Raw genomic sequence first — 26,482 nt, 5'->3', positions numbered from 1 at the left:
TAAATTACTGCTTATTATAGCCTGTAGCTATAAGCAAACGGGAGCCAAAATATTGCAATCAGGAGTGTTCTACCGTCGCTTATTTTTTCGGAAGGCCGCGGGTGTCTCTCCAAAGTGCTGCCGGAAAGCATTGATGAAGCTGGAAAGATGTTGATAACCGGTGGCCTCAGTTATCTCTTCCAGCGACATCTCCGTACCCAGCAACTGCGCCTGAGCCGCTTGCATCCGGTGATTGAGCTGGTAGTCGAAAATGCTGGCCCCCACAATCTGCTGAAAACCGCGCTTTAGCTTATACTCGTTCATATACGCCATCTTAGAGAGGTCTTTTATCCGGTAATGCTTATCAATATTTTCTATTAGCATTTTCCTGATTTCCAGGATGCGTTCAATCTCATCCTGCGAAAGGGATACTTCCTTTTTGCCATTACCCTCAGCCAGAGACAATACTTCAGTTATAATGTCCATAAGCCTGGCATCCACATACATGCTGCGCAAAGTTCCCATATAGGTGCAGTTCAACAGCTTATCTATACCATGAAGTGTGGTTACTGGCAGCCGGATAGGGAAAGTGGTCAGACATGCCGCTGCCTGATCGGTTATCTTCTCTGAAAAATCAGCCAGCACAGCATAATACAGCAGAAAGTGCTGCATGTATTTTCCTGGCATAACAATATCGACAACAGCATACTCCTCTCCCCCCTCCAGGTGCAGATCACTTTGCGGTCGGGGCTGGAACAACAACATCGCCTGCCCTGGCGCCAACTCAAAGTCCCCCAATCCTCCTGCACTGAAACGAAACTGGCCATTAAGGCAAACCCGTAATAACAGTAATGGACCCTGGCAGGAAGAAACCAGTGTATCCGTCTCATGTAGCCGGAAAACGTTATGCCAGATGGAGCAATCACTATCTTCCTCGATACACTGAAATAACATTTGTCCCTTTTTATAGCGGGCGGCATAACGCCTGATTGCCGGCAGCTGCATCGAATGAAACACCAAAGGAATGTCCCTTACAAACTTTATTGGAAAGTTAGCGGCAGAGGTTAATTGACAACGCATTTCAACGCTATTAATGGTTACTTGGTTACTGGCGCAGGATCACGCCTCACTCTCACAGGTACAGCAAACAGAACAATGATGTGTCGATTGGAAAGATAATGGCATGGTATCCATTATTGGCATTCAAACAAGATCAGGTTAACTTTTTTTATATTTGTACCCATACCCATTCAGTACGAATATAACAAAATACTGTATTTGTAATTCAGTATTAATGTGTACCTAGATAATAAAGAGGGAGTTTTAACACTTTTTTCCATGAACGGCAAGGCTAATCCTATCAATTAAATTAAATAAAATATAAATATATTTATGTCTGCTATTATCGCCTATACAACGAAAAACTACATTGTTATTGCCACAGATACACTGTCTCATACAAAGGGAAAAGATGCACTGATACCTTGTAATTTTACCTCAAAGACCTATTATCTCCCTCAACAGCAGTCGTGCTTTGCTATTCTGGGATTTCTCGGGCTTGCTGCACAGTTTTACACCTTCGCTAATGAAAAGATCGTCGCAAAAGATGTAGGCAGCCTCATCAGTATCTGTCAGCAATCCTTTTTACAGTTCTTGGATGCCAGCGCCTGCCCCGGGGAGCATGTGGGTACCATCTACCTGTTTGGGTATTGTACGGTTAAAAAGGGGCTGAGAAACTTCCGTCTCACTATCACGAAATCAGCTATTGACATTGAAGAAAAAGGGGAACGGGAATTTTTCCTGAAGCCGGAAATAAAAAACACCAGTGAGGTAATGAACAGGGATATTCATCTGGCACAGCAGATCGGGGAACTGGAATTTGTTAAACAGAAGATGATCGAAATGATGGGCCTGCAGGTGGCAGAAGACAGGGAGCTGCCAGTAATTGAACAGGTAGGAATTGGAGGGCAGATACAAATCACCACTATGTTCATCACTGAACAAGGCACTATCTCATATCTTGTCGAGATGGTGCATACTTTCGAGGGCTTTGACCAGGTGTATGAACAGATGCTTCGTAATGGCAAGCGGAGCTGATCTCATGACCAGCCCAGTTATTAATTTTAATGACAGCATTTACCTGGGCAACAGTTGGTGGGCTTATGGCAGTTCTACTCTTCATACCAACTCATTCATCCTCTTCGCCGGTATTTTCATTATCTACCACCAACCATACAGTATCCAATTCAGAGGAATCAAAATCATAATCAAGCGAATACTTTCTTTCACATTCTCTACAGGTGAGCAATTCATCTTCTTTATCTTCTGCGCAAAGCACATTTCCGCAGGCACATCTGATATGCGCAATACTACAGCTTCCACAAAAGCCAATTTGGATAACGGCGCTGTCTATGTTTCCAGATACTTCCTTTCCGCCTATTTCCTCCTGTTCATCCTCGTTTTGAGCCTCCGTGTAATCCGCTGGAAAAATGATGACAGGTTCACGAAACCCTACACAAGCGTCTAAAGCAAAACTGTCATTGGGACTACAACTCATACACTTCATTTCTCCAAAGCGCCTGTTAAATAATCGGTCTATCTCCTCCCATTCGTCTTTCGGCATTAAGGAATCGTTTATGTGTTGTAAAGCCTGGGGGAGGCTTACAAAAAACTGCATTCCAATTTCTTCGAGCTTATCCTGAAGATCTTCATGAATCGTCTGAGTTTTACCCTGCGCCGTGCTACAATAATCGCGGATATTAGCAGAAACAAACGCAGTTGCAGGTGGAGGCTCATCATTTGTTCGCATACGGTTGAAATAGTCTATTGCTCCAAATAGGATTGCGGCATCGGCATTGCTGTTGCTTTTGTCTCCTCTGAAAGGAGCTTTCTTTTCAATAGCCCACCTGGTCACCTCAGAATAAACCTTGTCACGTATAAAAAAGGTTCGTGCACTGGAAACTAGAAATTCAACCTTCGCAATATGTTCCTTATTTTGTTTGATCAGTGCAGTATAATGTTTTTTAATTGCATCAATTAGCCAATCAACGTGCGTATCGGCATCCTTTCCTAAATCCTCATTCAACTTCTTCATTTTGGTAATAGCATCTGTTCGCTGATTCTTGAGTTTTTTGGTTAGATCATACGCATGCTCCTTATTCCGATTCCATTCCACCAGTACTAAGTCAGTCTTCCATAAAGTGATTTCCTGCGCTTCCACCATCTCCAATATCTTTTGTAGTAGTTTGAAGTGATGACCAGGCTGCAGGTGATTAGTGTGTGGGTCTAACGCATTGGCCAGATAAACCCATTGATTTGTATCTAGTATTAAATTCACCATATTCTCACAATTTCCTAATTAAACGAATTTTTAAATGCACATGTACATTCTCTTATTTTGCATACTTTGCATAGTATGTTCCTAAATCATGATCTTTGCATTCTTTAAACTCCATTTTCATTTCCAATAGTGCAGGGTATTTCCGCAACGTAGCTTCGGCATATTTCCATGCCAGTTCTTCACGGCTTATGTCGGTATCCTCTGCTTTCCTCGGGCCAGAGAGGTGATGCCCATATTCATGCAACAATCGCCAAATCACCCTTAACGGTTTATCCACTCCTAAAAGGCTTATTCTAATAATAGGTTGCTCTGTAGTTGATAAATAAGACGATGCAGTGCGGGAGTAATCCGTGTAAACCTTACAACCATCAGCTTCAATCATATTCACAATTTCATTAACTATTGTGCGATATCGCTGTAGTTGTACATTTTCACAAATCTCATCGATCAATCTTTCTCTTTTGGATTTTAGCATATATGTAGGTCGTTCGAGATATTCTCTGTAAAAAGGGTCTGTACCGGCAAGTAAACTAAAACATATAGCGTTGAATACATGCACTACTATGGTTGCTGCCTGCCCCAAAAATACATTTCTATCCAGCAATTTAAACAATAAACTCATAACTTGACTTTCCTTCGATTCCAAAGATCCACCGCGAAAGCAAGGTTTTTTTTGAACCTGCAGGGTGTAAACCCATGTGACAGCCGTTGCGACGCTCCGTTCATCTTCCATCTACCCATTAACCTTTTCTGAAGAAAGGGATACTTACTGATTCTTCCCTCCGAAAATTAGGGTGCCGTTCAGCTCATACGAAAGTCTGCGCCTCCGCTGCGCTGCGGCTGGCCTGCGGTTGAGCAAAAATAATCTCCACCACGTACATGATGATTTTTCAGTGGCCGCGGTCGTATTTTTTTTCCTCAAACTTTCTCCTTCCTTCACGGCCCACTGGCTGGTCGCTACGGGTGAATGCGAGGCGGGATGCCGAGCATACAAGATTACTCACCATAAAAAATAGCGATTATGCAACAAAGCCATCTTTCCCGACTGATGCGGCTTTCATGGCGGATACAACGCCAGCGACGTGTAACACGTTCCAAAGCCCTTTTTTCCGCATGGGCCATTCTGTTAAACGAAGACATTACCGTTTGGTTTCTGGTAAAAAAACATAGTCATTCCAGTTATGCCAACCGTGTAAACCCGGAACAGCTTACGCTTTTAGTCGATTGAGCCGGGTACCTCATTTACTCACCTTCAAAATTATTTGTTATGGAAATCATTGGAAGATTAACCGCAGACGCAACAGTAGCCACTATTTCAGGAGATAGGCAGGTAGTAAATTTTAATATCGCCATTAATGACTACTACCGGCCAAAGGGCAGCACAGAAACAAAGAAGCTCACCACCTTCATTTCCTGCGCGTACTGGATTAGCACCAAAGTAGCCGACCGCCTGAAAAAGGGCGCACTGGTGCAGCTGGGCGGCAGGCTCGGCGTTGCTGCTTACTCGGTAGCAGGAGAACCACGCGCAAAAATTACCCTGCATGTAAACACGGTAAAAATTCATCCGGTAAAGAGTGCGCCACCAGCGGCAGCAAGTACCGCCGTTTCTGCATCCGTGGCAGATGATCTGCCCTTTTAATTCCCGGTACCCGCCCGGTATCCGGGCGTGTACCCCCTTCCGTATGACATCATTTATTTCACCTTATACCGCAGCGTCCCCACCTGCGGCCAATAAATCAACACTGGGGTATTTTATGGCACATAATATTCATTTCAACGAACAGACCGGACAATATAGTTTCTTTTCTGTACAACAAAAGGCATGGCACGGATTGGGCCAGATCGTGGAAAGCTATCCCACCAGCGCCGAGGCTATCCGTTTTGCCGGACTGGATTATAAAGTAGAAAAACGTCCTCTGTTTACCTACGATACAGAAAACCAGGTAAACAGCCTAAAAGATCAGGACAACAATTTTGATATTATCATCCCGGAAATAGACGTGCCCGGCTATTGCGCCACCGTTCGCACCGACACGGACACCGTGTTAGGTGTAGTGGGAAAAGATTATCAGGTAGTACAGAACGCAGACGCCTTTACTTTCTTTGATTCCATTGTTGGCGGCGACGGCATATTTTATGAAACCGCCGGCGCGCTGGGACAAGGTGAACGGATATTTATCACCGCCAAACTACCGGATTATATTAAAGTGGGGAAAGATGACCTGATAGAACAGTACCTGTTTCTTACGACCTCACACAATGGCATGGGTAGCATTACCGCAGCCTTTACACCTATCCGCATAGTCTGCAATAACACCTTAAACGCTGCTATGCGCCGCCACTCCAACAGTGTTAAAATTCGCCATACCGCCAATGCAAAGGAACGGCTGGCGCAGGCACACAAAGTAATGGGCCTTGCCAATAAGCTATCCGCACAGCTGGAGGATATTTTTAACACCTGGGCAAAAGTGCGTATATCAGACCCGGAAGTAAAAAAACTGATTCAGCTGGCAATGGTACCCAACAAAGAGGTGTTACAAAACATACAGGCCGGTAAAATGGACGAGCTTTCCACCGCCTTTAACAACATCGTGGAACGGGCTTACGAATATGCTATGAGCGACAGCACCCAGCAGACCGACACCACACGCGGCACCCTCTTTGGCACCTATAACGCCGTCAGCGGGTACTTTCAGAACGTGCGTACCTATAAAACGCAGGAACTGAAACTAAATTCCATTATGAACGGCACCGCACAGCTGCGCACACAAAGCGCCTTTAATCTTTGCGAAACCTTCGCCAGCAAGGGCGCTGATGGTTTGATATTGAATTAGTACACCTGATACGGGGGCCTAGCCCCCTGTATTCTTTTTCTCCATCCTTACAACCAGGGATGAAGTGGTTTTTTGCTTAAAAAAACGGCCTGCCCTTCGGGACAGGCCGTTGTGGATATTGGAAAGGTATGCTCCGCTAAATCTTCATTTCTCAATGCAATTAACCAAAGCAAATTTTATTTGGCTAAAAATAATTTCAAAAAAACCGACTGTTTGTTAATTTAGAATAGTCAATTAAATAATTCCCAAAAATGCAACTCACCTTCTATCCCAAACCGGGCGATCTTTTTATAGCTGGCGATACCTATGAAAATGCCAGGATTATCCAAGCCTATAAAAACGAGGAAGAAAATGATAAACTCTTTGGCTGGTATCTGGACTCTGAAACGGCGAAACCCGTCAAAAAGCCGGTGAATGACTATCCGAAGCCATTTTTCCCAGCTTTTTTAGGTATACGAAAGCATCGCGACGAGCTAACACCTTTTTATGAGCTTTACAGAAAAATCACAACGCTAATAGATGATCTGCTTCTAGAAAGAAATGGATTCACCGCACTCATTGGAGATATTGAAGCACATCTCACGTCAAATGAAGGCATTGACGCGGCGGATGCAACATTAATACTCAAAGCATGCGCAGGTAACAGCCTATTTTATAAATATAAGCGACTAGAGTCGGGAGAATATTTAACCTTTTCTGATTTGAGAAAAAAAGTAGAAAATAATATCATTTATAATTGTTCATTAGCAGATGAATTGAAAATTAAAAGCAATAAGATTAATCTTCTTGTATCGCACAACCAGACTGTTGGTAATTACCGTGAACTGCTGTTACGTGATCTCCTAAAAAAACACCTACCGTTAAAGTTTTCGATCGCAACTGGCTTTATTCAGGGATTTTCCCGCCAATTGGATATCATTATTTATGATTCTCAAAATTTCCCTATAGCCTTCAATGAAGGAAATCTTGTCGTAATCCAACAAGAAGCGGTTAGAGCTGTAATCGAAGTCAAAACTACTTTAGATTCCACTACGCTCTTTGAGACACTGGAAATGTTCCATGAGATCTCCCTGCCAGGTTTTCGGAGCACAAAACTACCAATATTCACCGGTTTATTTGCTTTCGACACTGATTACGTTCAATCATCAACAATCGCAAAAAACATTGATGATTTTTATAACAAGCCCTACTACAACGATAAACTGAAGGCCAATACAACACGGGATATCCTGTATCTTACTCACGAAATTAGCAGCGTCTGTGTAATGGGTAAGTACTGTCTATGGACGCAGTACGATAGATTGGGGCAGGAACAAGCTCCGGGTAATTTGCTTCCGATATTATTTTCTGTTAGTGATAGCCGAGGGCGAGATATACAGACTGCTGCATTTTTATCGCACCTTTTTGACTATTTGGATGTGGACTACTATGCAAAAAAATCGTCCATTTTGGACTTTCAAAGGCTCTCGAGTGCTTCAACTAAGATAGTACTGGAAAAAAAATTAGCGCCCGATGACTGGTTCCCTAGAATACAGATTGGACACGGCGACGATCAAAAGTCCATTGTTGAAAGATATAAGTTATTTTGTAGTTGGTTCACGGGCGAAATCAGCACCAGAGATTTCATTCTGTCTTTCGAACAGCAACATTCTTTTAGCGACCAACGTCCTGAAAGTAAAAATATTTAAGGGTCGCATATTTCGATATAGGTATTCCTGAGGGCATAAAAATCCGGGCAAAAATGCCCGGACTACTATATCTACAACTGAAACTACGAAACCTATTTATCCCCTGAAGCCAATGGCTCCCTACTTATACGCCATCCGCTGCGGTAGCTACCATTTCTGCCTGTCGCAGTACCACATTACCGTTACTGTTTTTGTCCGAGGTGAGTTGATATAGGATGTTCAGGCGACATATCGTAAAATCAATTTTCCCGTCGGCCAGCTTGTATTCTTCTGTATCCTTGCGCCGGAAGACAGTCAGCCGAAATTTTTTACCCGTTTTTTCTTCCCGGAAAAAACAGGTAATGCCTGCGCCGCTCTTCGTCCATATCTTAAAATCGAGGAAAGCCTGAACTGTACCGGTAGGTAGCTGGGCGGTGTCAAACAGGTAGTCACGTGGTTCACGACCGGCGGCTATCGCCTCATTAAAGGTTTGCACATTTCCATCCATCACATATCATTTTAGTGAACAAAATCTGTTACAAAACTAACGGAAAGCTGCATTGGTAGCCTGTATAGAATTGACACAGGTGATCTCCGGCACCTTGTGCAACAGTAGCTTTGCAAAGAATATACTGATTGGTGAAAATTGAAATTGATGACCTATGATGATCAGTAAAACGATACCAGACCACAGACGAGGCCAGCTCTTATATAGTCCTACTGCCATCTTTACAGTGCCTGATTTTAGGACGAAGACCCACCCGGTTATCTTATTGCATACTCCCGGCCGCCGTTTTCTTCCCGGCAGTTTTTTTCAGGGGGTGGCAGAGCCGTTCGATACCATCCACCAGGCAGCCTACCTCCATATCTCTATCAGACAGCGGATAGCTGCCCTGCAAGACTACCAGTACTTCCGGAAGACGAGGCAGGGTGCCTATGATCGCACCCGGCGAGATGTACCGTTGTTGCACAACGGAATCTCGCCGCACGCCTCCAAAGTCGGCAGCGGTATACCTCCCAATTCCTCGGAACTCGGAATTTCTTCAAGAAAAGAACAGGATACTTATGGACATCAAGGAAAGAAAATGGATTAGCATAAGGGTGAAGCCGGCTGAATACCGGCAGATATTTCAGCTCTTTCAAGCAACCACCTGTCGCAAGTTAAGTGAATATGTCAGGGCAGTTTTACTTCGTATACCCGTTACGGTGAAGCACCGTAATCAGTCTGCTGATGACCTTTTGGCAGAGCTGATCACTATGAAAAATGAGCTAAGCGCCATCGGCAACAACTTTAACCAGGCTGTAAAAAAGCTGCATACCCTGCGTGAGCAACCCGAATACCTGGTCTGGATTCTTTCACAGGAAAGACAGCAGCGGGACCTGTTACAGAAGATAGCGGAGATAAACCAGCGTATGAACCAAATCTATCAGCAATGGTCACAAAAATAAAAACACCCAAAAGCATCCTGCGGGTACTCAACTATAACGAGAATAAAGTGAAAGAAGGAAACGCCCGGCTGATACATGCTGGTAATTTCCTGCAGGAAAAAGAGGATATGAATTTCTATGATAAGCTGGACCGCTTCCAGCACCTCAACGCACTTAACCAGCGGACAACAAACAAAACGGTTCATATCTCCCTGAACTTCCATCCGACCGAAACCTTCTCTCCTGAAAAGCTGGCCAGCATCGCAGACGACTATATGCAGCGCATTGGCTTTGGCAAACAACCCTATTTGGTCTACGAACATTTTGACGCCGGCCATCCTCATATCCATATTGTTACTTCCTGCATACAGGCAAACGGCCGCCGTATACCGTTGCATAATATCGGCAGGGACAAGTCAGAACCAGCACGCAAAGCCATCGAATCACGCTACGGACTTGTGCGGGCCGAAGACCAGCAGCGGCAGCATCAGGATATTCTGCCTGTGAATGCGCAGAAGGTGATTTACGGCCAGGTGGAAACCAAAAGAGGTATCACCAATGTGCTGGATGCTGTACTGAAGACCTATAAATACAGCTCTCTACCGGAACTAAATGCCATCCTGCGCCTCTATAACGTTGCAGCAGACCGGGGAAAGGAGGATTCCCGTGTTTTTCAGAAAGGCGGGCTCCTCTACCGTGTCCTGGATGCCCAGGGAAACAAAGTAGGCGTTCCCATCAAAGCCAGTTCCATTCACAGTAAACCCACGTTGGCCTATTTGGAAAATCAGTTTCAGAAAAACCAGCCGCTAAAAGAAGGCCACGCAGGGCGACTGAAGACGGCCATAGACTGGGCGCTTGCCGGAAAAAAGCAGCTCTCCCTGCCCCAGCTGATCGCTGCTCTGGAGAAACAGGGCATTGCCACCGTCAGGAGGCAGAGCGCCGCCGGACAGCTTTACGGTATCACCTTTATTGACCACCGGACCAGGTGTGTCTTTAACGGCAGCGACCTGGGCAAACAATACAGCGCTGTCGGCCTGCAAAAAAGATGTGCTTCACCTGACCAGGAAGGCCAGCGCCCTTCTCAGGCCGCACAGCAGCGGCAAAACACCACCCCGGAAAAAGCTGCATCTGCGAAGACCGGGCAAGCACCTGATAACAGCCTGCATAAGATGGACACAGCTCTTATCCCCGATAAATCACCGGCAGGTGTGGCCGGCAACCTTATAGAACAACTGTTCCAACCTGAATACAACTTTCAGGGACCGGAACAACATAAGAAGAAAAGGAGGCGGAAACGCCCATCTGTTGACGATTAAAGCACCCATGCGCTTGTGCAGAAGGGAAATGGAGGGATTGGAAAATGCGCACAGGAGAGAACGAACAAGGTCTGCGGAAGATTCTGGACCTTACCCGCTTGATCAGCATCGCTGTACTGGTGATGCACTTCTATTATTATTGCTATGGTGCCTTTCACGCCTGGCACTGGACAGCGGAGATCACCGACCGATTGCTGGAAAATATTTCCAAAACAGGTCTTTTTTCTTACTTCCATAAATCGAAGCTGATTTCCCTCGGCTTCCTGGGCATCACCCTGCTGGGAGCACAAGGGCGAAAAGATGAAAAGATAAAGTATGGGACCGCGCTGGCATATATGACCTGCGGGCTACTGCTGTACTTCATCACCTACCTGATTTTCCTGCTGCCGGCCGACGCCCTCACACGGGGTACCTTATATATAGGTATCACGGCGGCCGGCTACATCCTGATCTTAACCGGAGGTACTCTGCTATCCCGTGTCCTGAAACTGAAGATCAACCACGCTGATATCTTCAATAAGGAAAGCCAGTCCTTCCCGCAGGAAGAGCGCCTGCTCACCAATGAGTTCTCCATCAATATCCCCGCCACCTATCAGCTCAAGACCCGTACTCGCAAGTCCTGGATAAACCTGATCAACCCCATGCGGGGCTGCCTGGTGTGCGGCCAGCCCGGAAGCGGTAAGACCTGGTATATCCTGGAAAACATCATCAAACAGCAGATTGAAAAGGGATACGCCCAATTTATATATGACTACAAGTTCCCGGACCTGTCGCAGATCGCCTATAACCACTTTCTCAGGTATAAGCACCGGTATAAAGTTCCTCCGCAATTCAATGCCATAATCTTTGAAGATCTCAGCCGGACTGCCAGGTGCAACCCGTTGGAACCAGCGGGAATGACCGATATTACTGACGCCGCAGAAAGCGCCCGCACTATCCTCCTGGGGCTGAACAGGACGTGGTTACAGCGCAGTGGGGACTTCTTCGTGGAGAGCCCAATTATTTTTGTCACCGCCATTATATGGTATCTGCGGAAGTACCGTAATGGAGAGTTCTGCACCCTGCCCCATGTTGTAGAGCTAATGCAGGTGGAGTACTCAAAGCTGTTCACCCTACTCCGATGTGAAAAGGAAATTGAGATATTGATAAGCCCTTTCGTAACCGCTTTTGAAAACGATGTGATGGAGCAGCTGGAAGGGCAGATCGCCGCGGCCAAGATCGCGATGGCCCGCCTGTCATCTCCCGAACTCTATTTTGTTCTATCCGGCTCGGACCTCAGCCTGGACATCAACAACCCCGATGCACCGCAGATACTCTGCATGGGAAACAACCCACAAAAGCAGACCGTATACGGCGCCGTATTATCCTTATATATAAACCGCCTGATAAAACAGATCAATAAAAAGGGGAAAATCAAGTGCGGCGTGAACTTCGAGGAGTTCCCCACTTTGACAGTAAACGGTATTGATGCCCTGGTCGGTACTGGCAGATCAAATCTTATAGCAACTACCATTGTCATCCAGAATCTGGACCAGGTAAGGAAAGATTATTCCCGGGAAATGGCAGATGTACTGATGAATCTTTGCGGCAATATCATCTGCGGGCAGGTTTCCGGGGATACCGCCAAACAGATGAGTGAACGGATAGGCAAGATCATGCAGGAGCGTTCCAGCGTTACCGTTAACAGCTCGGATACGTCCGTCAATCATTCTCAGCAGCTGGACCTTGCCGTCCCGGCTTCCACTATATCGGGGCTATCTTCCGGAGAGTTTGTCGGTATCGTTGCAGATAATCCGGGGCAGGAGATTAAACAGAAGGTATTTTACTGCCGGGTACAGAACGACCCCGCTGCCCTGAAGAAAGAACATGACAGGTATAAGGACCTGCCGGTAGTCAGGAACCTTGACAACAATGCAGTACAGCAGAACTATCTGCAGATTAAACAGGATGTGCAGGATATTATTTCAGCAGAGCTGGAAAGGATAATAAATGATCCAATATTATCAGAACGAATAGTCAAAAAGTAAAATTTCTGGAAAATTCATATATTTATATTCATTCTTTCGCAAAATTTCAACCCTATCTTCTCGAAGAACTAGATCTATCATTATTTACTGAGCACGACTTGATACCACTTTGTTATGTGTTAAGTGTATTTAATATTGTATTGGTAGATATTACGCACCCAACTTAACGATTATGGCTAAATCCGCAAAAAAAGCAGTAAGAAAAGCGGCGACTGCTTCTCCCAAAAAGAAGGCGACACAAGCAATTCCCAAACCTGTTCGCGAAGAATATTTACATCATACAACGAAAACAATGGAAATCTATCACTTTCGAGATTCAGAAAGGGGAATAGATCAAAGATGCAGGGAACTTTATTTTAATACTGATAGAGAGGTTCACTATATCGTAAAAGACGGGGATGTAGGTACTACATACATTAAAACAATAACGTTTCTCGGATTTGATGGTAAATTGCCTCTCGGCGTATGGAAGAATGGCTGGTATGGTCTACACAAATCACTGAATCCTATAAAACAAATATTGGAAGAAAAGATAGGCATCGAAGAAATAGTAATTGAAAAAGGTGGTTTAACGAAAATTGACAAGAAGGAGCATATTTTATATCTCAATGAGAAAAATATGAGCTTCTTCACAAGAGCCTTACGTTCGGTATACGAGAAGCACCGTTCAGAACTGCTCAATACTTCTCAACGCCTATTAAGCTCACTGTTCCCCAAGGATATACAAAAGCCAAGTGAAAAGTATGTCCCTAACTCATTAGCAACATCCTTCGCGCTCTGGCAGAACTCTATGGAGGAATTTTCGGATTTGGATAAGGAAGCTCTAAAAGACCTCTTTGAAAAACTAGCCCTTCTTCCCAATTTTATGACTTTGGCGAATATCTCCAAAACAAAGGAGATAATCGACAATCAATACATTGCTGAAGCATTGGAAAAATTCAGGGGCCTAATGAAAGCTAAAACGGATGGTGATTCACTTGAGAAAAGATGGCAGGAGTATCTCGGAGACAATAGCTGGGTTTTCTCTACCATTTTTGCACAGCCTGTAATTCTTTACCAAAGGGAAGCCTACGTAGGAGGGAAAACAATCCAAAATCAGGACGGCAAATTTGGAGATTTTTTGATACAAAACAATTTAAGCTCAAATGCTGCATTCCTCGAAATAAAAACACATTTAACAGATATAGTTGAATCAAGGCCCTATCGCGGCTCAGATGTTTTTGGTGCGTCAAAAGAGCTTTCTGGATGTATCGCCCAGGTTCTGCAACAGCGTGACACCTTTCAGAAACAGTGGGCCATGCTAACAATGAAAAAAGAGAGTAAAGATATCGAGACCTTTAATAGTAAAGCGATAATATTAATTGGCACTATAAACTCATTAAATGCAGACCAGAAAGCTAGCTTTGAATTAATCCGATCGAACAGTAGAGACGTAGAAATCTTGACTTTTGATGAATTGGGAACTAAGATCGAACGATTGCTACAAATTACCACCGGCACCGCTAAATTCTAAACAAAACTATAAAAATGCGCTTTCTTGACTTTTTATCGAAGAATTGGTCTCAGATTACAGTTGTGATTGCAGCAATTGGGTATTTACTAAAAGTCATCCTTGACTTCAACATCCGAAAAAAGGAAATTAAATTTGAATACCTATACAAGGAAAAAGCCGGCTCCTTTCAAGGTTTTTTGATTTGTTATCAAAATTTCAAAACCCTTTTAATTCAAGAAGCATATAAGTATAAGCATAACGGTACATCTTTTTCTGAATTTGAAATAACAATGAATAACTCTAAAAAGGAGCTTGAGGAAAAACTTAATTTTCTTATTATGTACTGTTCCAACAAAGAAAAGGAATCCCTTTACTCTATCCTCAACAGTTGTACATTTGTTCTGTATGAGATAAAAAAAACAGATACGGACGGGGTTGAGCAGGCCCTTGAAGAAACGAACAAAAAGAATAAAGTTATTATTGAAAAGCTCGTCAAAAATTTCAACCTTTAATCATATAAAAAAGCATATTATCTTATAGGGTCTCAAGATTTTCTACCAATTTTCCAATATCAGAAAAACTTTCAGCCATTCTAAATTGCATACTAAGATAGGCAAGGATTAAAGCCACGGCAGCCCATAAATCTTTAAAATCATTATATTGGAAAGTTACTTTCCCAAGATAATAATCAAGCGGGTTTAAAAACTAAAAGGATTGCTTCTACAAGCAATTCTTTTTGGGGAAATATAGATGAACAGTTAAAAATCAAAGTAAGTTAATTTATCATACAATAAAATTAACTGCTTAGTTTTATCCATTTAACGGCTTTATACCTTAACCGCTTTAGCAAGTGAAAGCAACTGCCGGTTAGCTGTAAATATTGGAACATCTTCTACTGAAAAATCTCCATCGTGTGTTATTAAGGGACATTGGTAGAAACCTGCTATACGAGCCAGTAGATGATCATTAAACTCCATATGGAGGGGTGGATTCTTCAATATGTCAGAAAGTTTAAAGCTCTGCAAGTTATCGGAAAGAAAATCCAAATGCCTATAATAGTCTTTTATACTATCACAAATCCCTTTAAGGCGACCTAAATAGTGGTCCGTTTTCCTGTAGGTTTCCTTAAAGTACTTCTTCCTCTCTTTGGCTCCTTCAAAGGTTACTTTAATTTTCAGATTATTCAGATATTCATCAAATCCAATCGCGACATGCTTGCCAATGAGCTCAGACATTACAATGGCTGGCATCAAAATCTTTATCCCGTCTTTTTGAGAGCTCCCCACTATTCGATCATGAAAATTAATATAGGGATTATAATCAGGATCAGGTTCATGATCATAATATGGACTTAGGATTTCCATCCAGATGTTAGTATCGAATAAATAACGAACGCCGCTTTGCGGCGTTTGCTTTTGAATGTCAGTAATATTGTACACAGGGAAAAAGTAACTAGATGTGATTGAGGTAAATGGCTTTATATGTTTCGTCCCCTAATACCCTTTCAAGGTATAAATCAAGTTGATTTCGGATAGAGTCGTTCTCTATTCCTTCAAAGTGAATAAGTTCACTAACTTGGTTACCAAACTCAGAGAAGAGTCTGCCAAGAAAATACCTGAAGAACATAGTAGAACAAGTTTCCATACCCTTAAACGATATGGTAATTTCTTCGTGATTTTGAATTATTGGCAACGCAGGGGAATACATAGCGAGCGCATCCTCCTGGGTCAGAGCATAATTTTTGCTCAGTAATTCACTCATTTGGAGGGTAGTATTCATAATTGACGCTTTTGTTTGGCTTAATCCGGTGGTATTTAATAAAAACAGTTAAAGAATGATAATTGTTTATAGTGGTATAATTTTTACAATATAATTAAAAATTTTGCAAATATACAATGTTAAATCTTAAAACTGGTATACTATATCAAATTTAAGCAAAAGGTACGCCGTGTATTTGCGTCTGAATAATTTTTGCATTTTTTTAATTGGTCTTGAAAATTATATTGGTGATAGTACCCTTAAAACTGGAATCAATAACGTAATTGGGTTTAAAGTTTCCCCTCTCCTGATAGCTATCCCAAAAGCCGGTACCGCTACATATCTGAAAAGTCCCACCGGAACCCGAACAATAATTACGTATCACTTTTAATCCCATTCCACCTTTAAACTCGGCTAAATCAATGCTATTATAACCTGTTAAAGCCCACCGGATAGCCTCAATATCTGTAGAAATTGCCCCGGAGGTAAACTTACGAATTGGTTCCAAATATCCACAACCAAGGTCCACCAAGGTCAGTTTGAGCTCCTTCTTAGTTGGAAAATGTTGACCACAAATAAATAATGGATCTTCGGTCTGAGCATGCCTAATATTCTGATGAATCTCACTTAATCCGGCTTGAATGTTTACCTTAATATTTTCGGGAATAGGATTGAAACCATTGTTAGGTAACAACTTAGATTGTACATATTGGTAAAATTCATCCTGCTGCGAGCCATAAAAGATGGCAAAAGGAATAGTAGTCCCATTGGAATCAACGAATTCATATTGCTTATCCCTAATTGCCCCATTTTTAAAGAAAATATCGAATTTACGAGATAGATGGTCAAAATTTGTCCTAAGACGAACTTTCTTTTCTTTATTTAGCCGATAAACACAGGCATTAAAAAGTGCAAAAAGATTTGCATCCATAAATCGTAGTTCGGAAAAATCTACATAGATATCGCAATTGTTATATTTAGACGCAAATGAATATAAATTATTTATAATTTGTATGCCGCTAAAATCCGTGTATACACATCCACCGATTTTATAACTGGCTGCTACTTGCTGCACTTCCATTACCGATAATGGTTGATTGTCAATAATTATATAAAATTAACAAAAATTCACATTTATAACAAAGAACTAGTAGTTCATCACTACCATTCCATAGAAAAATCCCTAGATCGTAAATGCAGCAATCTTAGGCTGTCCATTTAAAACTGGCTTTATATTTATCATGTATCAAGTAAGTCTTGGTCATTACGCCAGCGAGGTGAGTCTTTCCTGCATTGTATCGGACACTTTTCTTTTGATTGGCCTTGACTTCCCTTCCAGATATACCTTAAATACAAAATCAAATTTATAGACTTCTCTTCCTTTTTTCCTGATAGCTTTTAGCACACAATTGTCTAATTGCTCCAGCGTTAGATTTGGGCTTACAATATCCATTTTATACCTGGAGGATAAGCCTTCTCGTACAAAGGGGCCTGCTCACGAAGCCCACTTCTCCGGAAAACATAAACAAAACTGGCGGTCAATCCATTGGATAGGCCGCCAGCAAAATCTTAAAGCAGAGAATCAACCATGCGCACCTCTCACTACTCGTAGCCTACCTGTATCCAGGTTGAAATAATTCTGAAAGTCAGTATAGTGCAGGTGTAAAAGACTGCCCATTTCCTCAGCAGTATATCCCAACTGTTCTCTGTATACTTGCAGAATTTCTTTTATCAGCATGGGATACTCCCTCGGCGGACTGAGTTCAGGAGGTTCCTGCAACTTATATCCCAAAGCCGATAGCTGCGCGAACAGGTACTTTGCCTGATTCTCCGTAATGCTTCCTATTTGCTTTGCCTTCATCACCAGCGCTGCCATAGACACTTTCCAATATAACTTCAGATTGGTAAGTACCTTGAAATCCAGATGTTCAAAACTTTTTCTAAAGTCATCTGCAGGAACAAGCAGCTCGCTGGCAAACATGAATGCCTCGGCTTCCACATCACGATCTTCCGCAATCGGGTTTCCGAAATGCAGAATAAGGTGCCCGAGTTCATGGGCTATCGTGAGCCGGTAGCGGTCAGGGCTTAATTTGTTGTTGACAAAAATAAGTGGATGGTTTTTCTCGGTATACTGGCTAATACCGTCGATTTTATCTCCACCAAAATCAAAAGGAACAATGATGATACCGTTATCTTCTATTACTTTGGTAAGGTTATCAACTTTTCCCTTCGGCAGCCTCCACCTCTCACGAAGTAAATGCGCTGCGTCCTGCGGACTGCCGTGCTGGGAGACATCCCAGTGAAACAAATTTGTTTCCGGCAGGTCGATGCTGTTCAATAATTTCTCAATTCCGATACGGATGATATTTCGTTTGGCTTCCGACACAGAAAGATTCTTCTTCGTCATACTTAGCCGCCTACGATAGTATATATAACTGGACGCATATATATTCTCGCTCTGGCTGAAGAACGAAGCAGGGTAATCTAGGACGTTACACAGGTTTTGTACTAATTCAGGGGACGGCTGAATAAGACCATTCTCAATTTTTGAAATAGTTCCTTGCGCCACTCCTAACAAAGCACAAAGATCACCTTGATTAAGTCCCCGAGATTCCCTGGCCAATTTTATCATCTCCGGGTTAATGGCCAACATAAGCTAAAAATTAAAAACGCGAAAATAAGATCAATTATCGTCTGTTCCTGTCTTTTGTATTCCTTTTTTAACTGAAACACGACCGGTTTTTGATGTCTGATCTTCTTCTTCCATAGTGAAGATGGAGGTTTGCTTCACTTCAGAGGTCAGGTCTTTTTGCCATACGATGGCGTCCCCTGAACGGCAAACAAGATGAATATTTTGGATAGAGGTCCAGGATTTATCAGGACGGTAGCCTGCCGTAAGCAGCGTCGGCTCGCCACCGAAACCCGCAAAATTCGCCTGATTGTTATAGTTCTCTGTCTGCCCTGTCTGCACGTTTGATGTAGACAGGTCATCATTTAACTTCTTAAACCTAATAAATACGCTTCCCTGAATAAGCATTCCAAAAATGCCGTTGAACTCACCGATAAGGACCTCCGGGTCCTCGCCGATCTCGTTTTTCAACCTCACTTTAGTAAAATCATGAATAAGTGATGCACAGGTTCTCGGCTTAAAGTCAACTACACCATTAGCAGACCTCTGTGCTCTAACTTCCATATAATCAGCAAACGCTGCCGTAATAGCGGTGGCAATTTTCGGATAATATTGCCGTGCTATGTTCTCCACTTGGCTCTGTGATAAGATCATTACTTACAAATTATACTCAAATATATGTATTTCTTCCAAATCAACAAAATTTATTCCTAAAAATATTCTTCCAAATCAAGAAAAAATATTCCAACTTAATTTAAGTGTCACATTATCAATTATTTACCAAAAAACTAAGCTCTGATGAGGAAATGAGAGAGGGCCATACACATAAATTTCATAATAGGCTACAAATCAATATATTATGATAAATCAAAATAAAACAATGATATTTCATTTATTTTCAGCAAATTGCAGCCCTTTTAAGTATAATTCTATACTAATTGAATATACAACAGACATATTACATGAAAACTGCTATAGAATATTATTCTCTTCATAAAGCTGTAAAACAAAATCAGCTGCGTGAAAAAGCGGTTCTAATGATTCCTCATTCTCGGTACAGATCAGAACTGGCGTTCTGAAAGTTGCTAAAAGGCATCGCGAAAGCGGTGCCTTTTTTGTTTGTAGGCAATCCGGATATATTATATCTTTATTTAATCCCTATTTGCGTAAATAAAGTATAAAACCACGTATCATAGCTGAAAATTACATAACTTAGTTATAAATCCATCCCTTTAGGACTCAAAATTTGACCATATCCTTTGGTAACAAGCCTATTAACTCTTACTGTTCCTCCTCAAACTCTATCCCATGAACAAAGACAGATTTGGGTTTCAGAATCTTGCTAAAAAAAGTCTCGCAGTAATTGCAGCAGCTCTCAGTGCATTTTCACACACCAAAGGAGAAGCCATTATTAAGGACTACAACTTAGATGAAGATAAAAACGTCAGTTATGAAAACATTCACAGAAATGTGCTTAAACCTAAGCTAATCCTCAAGTTAAACGTAATAAATCCGGAGAACAGCTTTGTGCTAATGCATAGTTCACACCGGTCTCATTCCTCTCACAGATCACATAGTTCCCATAGCTCGCACTATTCCTCATCTTATAGTTCTCGTAGCAGTTATACGCCTGCAACAACCCCTACTTATATTCCATCATCTCCTGTTGAAAATACAACACCTTCAGGAAATTCAACAAGAACATCCTCTGACCCGGGAATTACAAATAAAAATGCCATTTCGAATACCAACTCATTTTATAACCGACATGCGGCATCAACGCCAGTTAAAATATCTAAAGCTGGAAGCACCACTGCCATTGCCGATTCACTACACCTGAAATTAGGAGATCGTCTTCTTTCCAAGGGTTGTGAAGGAACGGATGTGGAGATGTTACAGCGTATATTAATGGTATTTAAGAGAGATATATACGTAACTGGCTACTTCGGCCTTCAAACCGAGATCGCTGTTATCAAATTCCAACAGGATAATGAACTCAGACCCAACGGAATTGTTGATCATAAAACACTTAACACTTTAATAAATAAGGCAAATGGAAGTCCTGCAAAATGACAAGATATTAAAGGTTGCTATTGATGCAGAAATATATCCTGAGGTTGTTTTGTTAAAATGCCTTTATTGGTATAGTAATACCTTTGAAGTAGATGTTAGAAAATCATCTACATCTCAGTATGAAATATCATTAAAGGCCATTCGTCACCCGGATAAAGTGGACTGGGCTATCATCCTTCTCAAACTAAAACAAGATCTCATTGATTTTAAGTTAAGACAACATATAACTGATGAGACTAAAACCATCAGGGAACTTATTATCGCTAAAGCATTTATATACTATGATCAGCAGGAAGGCCCAGTTTCGGAAATTACTGATCCTGTGGGATTTAATCCTCAATCTGTAAAAGTATGATCACCGTAGATAGCAGCCCATATAGTAATTCCAGAAAATTCAAAGAATTCTCACACTATATAGCATCTCCCCAACGCTATTATTTATTACCATTCAAATTTCATCGCCTTTCACCAGGCAAAGAAGTAATTGTAAATGAGATTGGCGACCTTCTAGTTATTCCGATGGGTACTACCGGCAGGATTGTTGCGGGAGAAATAAATCCAGACAATATTTCTGATCAGGAGTTATTCGCTGATTTAATCGCTAACTTTTTTATATCGGTCACCCCACTTCCAGAACTTATAGAAGTTCTAGCCACTCGCTATCGTACAAAAAAATCATTTCTGGATTATTTTACATCACTGCACATTTTTGTTATAAGCCTGCGATGTGAACATACTTGTCATTATTGTCAAGTTTCGAGAGTAACCTCTGACAAAAACAAATATGACATGAAAAGATTTCATATCGATGCCGGAATTGCTATCATGATGAAATCTCCCAACCCCCATGTGACAATGGAATTTCAGGGAGGAGAAGCCCTACTGGCATTTGAAAGTATTGTCTATGCAGTTGAAAAAACAAAAATCGAAGCAGAAAAACACAACAAAAAGGTTACCTATGTAATATGTACCAATCTTGCGTTACTTACAGATGAAATGATTCAGTTTTTTTTCAATAACGGCATCTTGATATCTACGTCCCTGGACGGACCAGCATTTATTCATAACAGAAATCGGCACAAACCCCATGCAAGCAGCCATCAACTCGTAGTTGAGGGGATCGAAAGATGCCGTCAAAGGTTGGGAGAAGAAGGTATTTCAGCATTAGTTACAACAACGGCGCTTTCACTGGAACACCCCGAAGAAATTGTTGATGAATATGTTCGGCTAGGTTTTCATAATATATTTCTCAGACCTATTAGTCCGTATGGTTTCGCAACCAGAAGTACAGATAAAAATAAATATGAAACAGCAAGATTCCTGGATTTCTACAAGAAAGCACTTGCCAGAATTATTCAGTACAATCTGGATGGCTATTTTATCCGTGAAGACTACGCCAGCATTATCCTTAAAAAAATGCTCACTCCATTCCCTGTAGGATATGTTGATCTACAATCTCCTGCTGGTCTTGTAAATAATGTAGTTGTATTTAACTACGACGGCGCCATTTATGCTTCTGATGAAGCCAGAATGCTTGCAGAAATGAATGATCTGACATTCAAACTAGGGACACTTGGCGAGGATACGTATGAAGAGATATTCTATGGTAACAAAGTTTCAACTCTTAGCGAAGTGATGATAAATGAAGCTCTTCCCGGGTGCTCTGAATGCGCTTTTCAATCATACTGTGGTGCCGATCCGGTATTTAATCATACTACCCAGGGCGATTTGGTTGGTCATAGACCAACAAGCGCTTTCTGCGAGAGAAATATGGAGATAATCAGGTACCTTATCCTCACCATGGATGAGGATAAAAAAAAAGAAAAAATATTCAGAAGCTGGATAACAGGTAAAAGCTAATGTTACTAAAAACAAAAGGCGTTCCATCAGGAGTAAATACTCTCATAGTAGGCAGGGTTACATTTAACCCGGAAAGCGATGCTGAAATCCTGATTGTAGATAATAATATTCCTAAATATCTTGAGCGCTTCAAGATAATTCTTTCAACTGGCATCCAACCTGATCCGTTTGACAAACCCTGCGTGCATTCAATTCCCGAAATTGAGCATCTATCTGAAGGCGATATTGTTGTTGTGAATACAGACGGAGTGATTAACACACTATATAGGACAAACTCCTACCATAATTTCTTATTATTTACAGAACGATGCAACAGCAACTGCCTGATGTGCTCACAACCACCCAAGAATAGAGATGATACAGATTATCTATACAACATACATTCGCAAAGTATCCCACTAATTCCTAAAGATTGCTTCGAGTTGGGAATTACCGGTGGCGAACCTACTCTTTTGGGAGAACGTTTTTTTAGCTTATTAGAACAAATCCAGATACATCTCCCGGACACGGAAGTACATTGTTTAACCAACGGGCGGTCGTTTGCCTGGCCCGCATTTTCTGATAAATTGGGAGCAATGTCATTTTCTCGACTCATGTTGGGCATACCCTTATATTCAGATTTTTATGCACAACATGATTATATTGTTCAAGCCAAAGGGGCTTTTAATCAAACGGTACAAGGATTATATAATCTCGCTAAACATAATATCCGGCTTGAAATAAGGATAGTCCTACATAAGCAAACGATTCCCCGTCTTCTAAAGCTCTCCAGATTTATTTACAAAAATCTACCTTTTGTAGAACATGTAGCATTTATGGGGCTTGAACATCAAGGCTATACGCCTCATAACATAGAAAAACTATGGATAGATCCGGTCGACTACGGAAACGAGCTTACAGAAGCTATAACCTATTTATCGGATTTTGGCATCAATTCATCTCTTTATAATGCGCAACTTTGTACAACACCTCAAGATATATGGCAATTCGCCAGAAAATCAATTTCCGACTGGAAAAATATTTTCCATAACGAATGTCATACGTGTGTTCTAAAACAACAGTGTGGAGGATTTTTTGCTTCAAGCACTTCTAAACGTAGTACGGCGATAAAGCCCTTCACTGTGGACTTGACAAAATAGACATTATCTCTATACTACATGTGGTAGGTGAAAGTAACGACGTGGTCTGACAACAGAAGCCTGCAGCACCCAGCAGTGTCACTTTCGGCGTTAACAAGCTGCTTTTATCCGATCTACCGCTGCGTAAAACTAACTTCCCCGGAAAGCTCACAGTAGAAGTTCGCTATGTCCATGAAGTTAGCACGAGCCGTTCCTGTTTGAGGGTCCATGACATACACGTTACTGGCATCATCAATACCAAAGAGGACAATGACCCGTCCAGACTCAACACCCGGGGAGGAGACACTCAGAATCAGCGGCCTGCCCGCAAGGATTTCATTCTGTACATCGGAAAAGTTAAAATCCCTGGCAGAGCAGACCCGGTTCAGGTTATTCAGGGCACGCAGTGCGGCACTAGGATCTCTCTCCACGTTACAGGCGTCCGGCATCGGGCTGCTGCAACAGGATTGTCCCGTTATCTGGGATGCCACCTGGCACTGGGTAACCGGGCTATCAGGAGAAAAATAATTGTGCACGCTTACCGCGCAGGCCAGCCATAGCCAGTTGCGTGTCTGCGCGTGCTCAACACTGATGTTCAGCTTAGTAGCATTTTCATTGGCATTCGATGGTAAGCCCGCAGTAGTGAGTTCGTGGGAGAGCAATTCATGGTTTTCTGGCAAAGCCGTAGAAGTCCGGGATTTCATAACAATATGGTTTTTTAGATGATAAGATAGTAATTTCTTCCTACTTACAACCAGTATATTTTACCGGATAAATGTAGTATTTTAGACCGGAAAGCACCAACTTTATCCGCTATCCTTATGAAATTACTTACGCTCACCTGCGCCCAATGTGGCAGTTCTGATATCAAACTGGTCCCTGAACGCAACGACATGGCCAGTTGCAATTATTGCGGCGCCCTTTTTATGATCTCGCCCAAAGAGGAAATAAAACCGGAGATAGTGCAGGAAGAAGAGGTGGATATGAGCGAAGTAGTTTATCCGGTAAAACCGGAGGCGCCAACAACATCAGGGTTGCTGGTACTTTCGGCAATTGCAGCAGCAGTGGGGGCATTCAGCGGATATAATACGATGATGTCGTTAGGAAGGTCTGATAATGATCTTATCTTTATTCATATTATCCTGACGCTGGCGGGCGTCGCTGTATTTCTTATTTCGACAAACCGCATCACCAGCATACACAAAGAATTTCAAAGCAGTAAAGAGATGCGGGAGTATAACCAGCAACTTAAAGCGGCAGTTAAAAAACAGTGGGCGCAGGACGAAAAAAGAGGACTTCGCCCAAAATGGTCCGGTATTAAGCCGTCACGATAAATGATTAACATGCTTGCACAGCTGACTACATACATTGCCGACAGGGTTCGGTTAACCGATACTGAATTGCAGCGGGTGCTCTCCTGCTTTCATCTGCTGAAAGCGAAAAAGAATGAGCTGGTGGGAAGAACAGGGGAACCGTCGAGGCGTATGTTTTTTGTCAATAAGGGATGCCTCAGGGTATACTATATAAAACCCGACGGAAGAGAAGCCACCCGCCGGTTCGCTTTCGAAAATTCTTTCTCCACTTCACTGACGTCTTTTATTGACGGCTCATTACTCAAAGAAGACACGCAGGCTGTTGAGCCATCGGAACTGCTGTATATGCACCGGGAAGATTTTTACGCCCTGGTGGATACGATCCCCGCTTGGGGAATATTCTATCGTGGTTTTCTCGAATATGCCTATTTAACGAACACAAAGCGACTGGAAGATGTTATTACCCTCAACCCACGGGAACGTTATCAGTTGCTGCTGAAAGAAAACCCAGAGATGGTATTGCGCCTGCCGAATAAGTTGGTGGCCAACTATCTTAATATCACCCAGGAAGCGCTCAGCCGGATAAAATCCGGCATGTGATTATTTGATCACGATCAATGTTATACACATGGAATAGCTGGATTTTTGTCATTCAATCCAATCAGCTATGCGTATTATCACATTAGAAGAGCACGTTGTTCTGCCTGAGTTTGACCAAGAAATACAACAATGGCCCCTGCCTGGCCAGGCCATGGAATACCTTGCCGATACCAGCGATAGGCGGTTAAAATCAATGGACGATAACGGCATTGACATGCAGGTATTGTCCGTAGTAGGACGAGGGGCTGAAAGTCTGCCGCCCGCGAAAGCCCAGACGTTTGCCGGGAGATATAATGACCTCCTCGCTGCGAGGATGAGCGTCCATCCTACGCGGTTTAAAGCGTTCGCACACCTGCCCATGTCCGCTCCAGCCCTGGCGGCAAAAGAGCTGGAAAGAACAAAAACGGAACATCATTTCTGCGGCGCTCTGATCAACGGGCTTACCAACGGCAGGTTTTTAGACCAGCCGGAATTCGGGCCGCTGCTGCAAAAAGCAGCACAACTACAAATGCCGCTTTACCTGCACCCCGGGCCGCCACCGGCAGGCGTGGCAGACGCGTATTACAACGATCTCCCCGGACCCATCGGTGTCATGCTGGCATGCGGCGGCTGGGGATGGCATACAGAAACAGCCCTGCAGGTGTTACGTTTGATTACCACCGGAACATTGGACCGGTATCCCCGGTTAAAAATCATCATCGGCCATATGGGAGAGATGATACCCATGATGATGTCGCGGCTGGATGAAAAATTCCCGGTAACCGGCAACAGTCACCATCAGCGCTCCGTCAGCCAAACGCTGCGGGACCAGGTGCACATTACCACCAGCGGTATTTTTACCTTACCACCGCTGATGGCCGCACTGGGAACTTTTGGTATCGATAATGTGATGTTTTCGGTTGATTATCCTTTCAGCACAAACGAAGCGGGGAGACAGCTGCTGGACAGCATTCCGCTGCCTCCCGGGGAAGTAGCGAAGATAGCAGGCGGGAATGCGGCAAAATTGCTGGGACTGTAACGCTCAAAACGTTCCTGAGAAAGTCTCAGG

27 protein-coding genes are annotated in these 26,482 nt (G+C 42.7%); 16 read left to right on the top strand and 11 right to left on the bottom strand.

Annotation, left to right across the window (positions count from 1 at the left end; all coding sequences use genetic code 11):
- Positions 1-69: 69 nt before the first annotated feature.
- Positions 70-933, bottom strand: coding sequence for a helix-turn-helix transcriptional regulator (locus B5D63_RS05815; protein WP_159455903.1), 864 nt, complete (start codon positions 931-933; stop codon positions 70-72).
- Between the two features lie 438 nt (positions 934-1,371).
- Between B5D63_RS05815 and B5D63_RS05810 the strand changes: the two genes are divergently transcribed.
- On the top strand, positions 1,372-2,076 hold the full coding sequence (locus B5D63_RS05810; protein WP_078667780.1) for a hypothetical protein: 705 nt from the start codon (positions 1,372-1,374) through the stop codon (positions 2,074-2,076).
- 91 nt (positions 2,077-2,167) lie between these two features.
- On the opposite strand, the gene B5D63_RS05805 is transcribed toward B5D63_RS05810, so the two are convergent.
- Complete coding sequence (locus B5D63_RS05805; protein ID WP_078667779.1) at positions 2,168-3,319, bottom strand: PIN domain-containing protein; 1,152 nt, start codon at positions 3,317-3,319, stop codon at positions 2,168-2,170.
- A gap of 52 nt (positions 3,320-3,371) precedes the next feature.
- Positions 3,372-4,052: a hypothetical protein gene (locus B5D63_RS05800; RefSeq protein ID WP_078667778.1), complete on the bottom strand. Its 681-nt coding sequence runs from the start codon at positions 4,050-4,052 to the stop codon at positions 3,372-3,374.
- Positions 4,053-4,586: 534 nt separating this feature from the next.
- Here B5D63_RS05800 and B5D63_RS05795 point away from each other — a divergent pair.
- From B5D63_RS05795 to B5D63_RS05785, 3 genes are all read left to right on the top strand, one after another.
- Entirely contained in the window at positions 4,587-4,958 is a 372-nt protein-coding gene (locus B5D63_RS05795) for a single-stranded DNA-binding protein (protein ID WP_078667777.1), read from the top strand.
- Between the two features lie 115 nt (positions 4,959-5,073).
- The gene (locus B5D63_RS05790) at positions 5,074-6,153 is read left to right on the top strand and encodes a DUF932 domain-containing protein (protein ID WP_078667776.1); all 1,080 of its coding nucleotides are present in this window, start codon (positions 5,074-5,076) and stop codon (positions 6,151-6,153) included.
- 251 nt (positions 6,154-6,404) lie between these two features.
- Entirely contained in the window at positions 6,405-7,841 is a 1,437-nt protein-coding gene (locus tag B5D63_RS05785; protein ID WP_078667775.1) for a DUF6602 domain-containing protein, read from the top strand.
- Between the two features lie 124 nt (positions 7,842-7,965).
- Here the strand turns inward: B5D63_RS05785 and B5D63_RS05780 are convergent, their stop codons facing one another.
- Together B5D63_RS05780 and B5D63_RS34565 are read right to left on the bottom strand one after the other, a co-directional pair.
- Positions 7,966-8,328 (bottom strand): hypothetical protein, encoded by a 363-nt coding sequence (locus B5D63_RS05780; RefSeq protein ID WP_078667774.1) that lies wholly within the window; start codon positions 8,326-8,328, stop codon positions 7,966-7,968.
- A 262-nt stretch (positions 8,329-8,590) separates the two neighbouring features.
- Entirely contained in the window at positions 8,591-8,809 is a 219-nt protein-coding gene (locus tag B5D63_RS34565; protein WP_143312776.1) for a hypothetical protein, read from the bottom strand.
- Here B5D63_RS34565 and B5D63_RS05770 point away from each other — a divergent pair.
- The 5 genes from B5D63_RS05770 (at position 8,757) to B5D63_RS05750 (ending at position 14,595) form a co-directional block, all read left to right on the top strand.
- The gene (locus tag B5D63_RS05770) at positions 8,757-9,269 is read left to right on the top strand and encodes a plasmid mobilization protein (protein ID WP_317044756.1); all 513 of its coding nucleotides are present in this window, start codon (positions 8,757-8,759) and stop codon (positions 9,267-9,269) included. The two genes, B5D63_RS34565 and B5D63_RS05770, sit on opposite strands and share 53 nt — an antisense overlap.
- Positions 9,254-10,564: a relaxase/mobilization nuclease domain-containing protein gene (locus B5D63_RS05765; protein WP_078667771.1), complete on the top strand. Its 1,311-nt coding sequence runs from the start codon at positions 9,254-9,256 to the stop codon at positions 10,562-10,564. Before B5D63_RS05770 ends, B5D63_RS05765 begins: the two co-directional genes overlap by 16 nt.
- 44 nt (positions 10,565-10,608) lie before the next feature.
- Entirely contained in the window at positions 10,609-12,591 is a 1,983-nt protein-coding gene (gene mobC, locus B5D63_RS05760; protein WP_078667770.1) for a conjugal transfer protein MobC, read from the top strand.
- Positions 12,592-12,763: 172 nt separating this feature from the next.
- On the top strand, positions 12,764-14,104 hold the full coding sequence (locus B5D63_RS05755) for a Shedu immune nuclease family protein (protein ID WP_078667769.1): 1,341 nt from the start codon (positions 12,764-12,766) through the stop codon (positions 14,102-14,104).
- A 14-nt stretch (positions 14,105-14,118) separates the two neighbouring features.
- Positions 14,119-14,595 (top strand): hypothetical protein, encoded by a 477-nt coding sequence (locus B5D63_RS05750; protein WP_078667768.1) that lies wholly within the window; start codon positions 14,119-14,121, stop codon positions 14,593-14,595.
- 315 nt (positions 14,596-14,910) lie between these two features.
- Here the strand turns inward: B5D63_RS05750 and B5D63_RS05745 are convergent, their stop codons facing one another.
- The 5 genes from B5D63_RS05745 to B5D63_RS05720 form a co-directional block, all read right to left on the bottom strand.
- The gene (locus B5D63_RS05745) at positions 14,911-15,522 is read right to left on the bottom strand and encodes a hypothetical protein (protein WP_143312775.1); all 612 of its coding nucleotides are present in this window, start codon (positions 15,520-15,522) and stop codon (positions 14,911-14,913) included.
- A gap of 13 nt (positions 15,523-15,535) precedes the next feature.
- Positions 15,536-15,862: an STAS-like domain-containing protein gene (locus tag B5D63_RS05740; protein ID WP_078667766.1), complete on the bottom strand. Its 327-nt coding sequence runs from the start codon at positions 15,860-15,862 to the stop codon at positions 15,536-15,538.
- 202 nt (positions 15,863-16,064) lie between these two features.
- Positions 16,065-16,922, bottom strand: a complete 858-nt coding sequence (locus B5D63_RS05735) for a hypothetical protein (RefSeq protein ID WP_078667765.1) — start codon at positions 16,920-16,922, stop codon at positions 16,065-16,067.
- 501 nt (positions 16,923-17,423) lie between these two features.
- Complete coding sequence (locus B5D63_RS05725) at positions 17,424-18,494, bottom strand: XRE family transcriptional regulator (RefSeq protein WP_078667763.1); 1,071 nt, start codon at positions 18,492-18,494, stop codon at positions 17,424-17,426.
- A gap of 30 nt (positions 18,495-18,524) precedes the next feature.
- Positions 18,525-19,124, bottom strand: a complete 600-nt coding sequence (locus B5D63_RS05720) for a hypothetical protein (RefSeq protein WP_078667762.1) — start codon at positions 19,122-19,124, stop codon at positions 18,525-18,527.
- Positions 19,125-19,778: 654 nt separating this feature from the next.
- Between B5D63_RS05720 and B5D63_RS05715 the strand changes: the two genes are divergently transcribed.
- Genes B5D63_RS05715 through hxsC form a run of 4 tightly spaced genes read left to right on the top strand, consistent with a single transcriptional unit; the run spans position 19,779 to position 23,542 of the window.
- Positions 19,779-20,543: a peptidoglycan-binding domain-containing protein gene (locus B5D63_RS05715; protein ID WP_078667761.1), complete on the top strand. Its 765-nt coding sequence runs from the start codon at positions 19,779-19,781 to the stop codon at positions 20,541-20,543.
- Complete coding sequence (gene hxsD / locus B5D63_RS05710) at positions 20,524-20,898, top strand: His-Xaa-Ser system protein HxsD (protein ID WP_078667760.1); 375 nt, start codon at positions 20,524-20,526, stop codon at positions 20,896-20,898. The genes B5D63_RS05715 and hxsD overlap by 20 nt, the downstream gene beginning before the upstream one ends.
- A complete protein-coding gene (hxsB, locus tag B5D63_RS05705) occupies positions 20,895-22,403 on the top strand; it encodes a His-Xaa-Ser system radical SAM maturase HxsB (protein WP_078667759.1) in 1,509 nt (502 codons plus the stop codon). The genes hxsD and hxsB overlap by 4 nt, the downstream gene beginning before the upstream one ends.
- Complete coding sequence (gene hxsC / locus B5D63_RS05700) at positions 22,403-23,542, top strand: His-Xaa-Ser system radical SAM maturase HxsC (protein ID WP_078667758.1); 1,140 nt, start codon at positions 22,403-22,405, stop codon at positions 23,540-23,542. Before hxsB ends, hxsC begins: the two co-directional genes overlap by 1 nt.
- A gap of 113 nt (positions 23,543-23,655) precedes the next feature.
- Here the strand turns inward: hxsC and B5D63_RS05695 are convergent, their stop codons facing one another.
- Positions 23,656-24,225 (bottom strand): papain-like cysteine protease family protein, encoded by a 570-nt coding sequence (locus tag B5D63_RS05695; RefSeq protein WP_078667757.1) that lies wholly within the window; start codon positions 24,223-24,225, stop codon positions 23,656-23,658.
- A gap of 117 nt (positions 24,226-24,342) precedes the next feature.
- Between B5D63_RS05695 and B5D63_RS05690 the strand changes: the two genes are divergently transcribed.
- The 3 genes from B5D63_RS05690 (at position 24,343) to B5D63_RS05680 (ending at position 26,452) form a co-directional block, all read left to right on the top strand.
- Positions 24,343-24,855 carry a hypothetical protein gene (locus B5D63_RS05690; RefSeq protein WP_143312774.1) on the top strand — a complete coding sequence of 171 codons (513 nt, stop codon included), beginning with the start codon at positions 24,343-24,345 and terminating at the stop codon, positions 24,853-24,855.
- Positions 24,856-24,864: 9 nt separating this feature from the next.
- The gene (locus tag B5D63_RS05685) at positions 24,865-25,434 is read left to right on the top strand and encodes a Crp/Fnr family transcriptional regulator (RefSeq protein ID WP_078668558.1); all 570 of its coding nucleotides are present in this window, start codon (positions 24,865-24,867) and stop codon (positions 25,432-25,434) included.
- Between the two features lie 67 nt (positions 25,435-25,501).
- Entirely contained in the window at positions 25,502-26,452 is a 951-nt protein-coding gene (locus B5D63_RS05680) for an amidohydrolase family protein (RefSeq protein ID WP_078667755.1), read from the top strand.
- Positions 26,453-26,482: the final 30 nt, after the last annotated feature.

The sequence above is a fragment of the Chitinophaga eiseniae genome, assembly GCF_900167135.1.
GTDB classification, from domain to species: Bacteria; Bacteroidota; Bacteroidia; order Chitinophagales; family Chitinophagaceae; genus Chitinophaga; species Chitinophaga eiseniae.
Note: the sequence above shows the minus strand (reverse complement) of the source record. Positions and strands in the feature narration are given on the sequence as shown.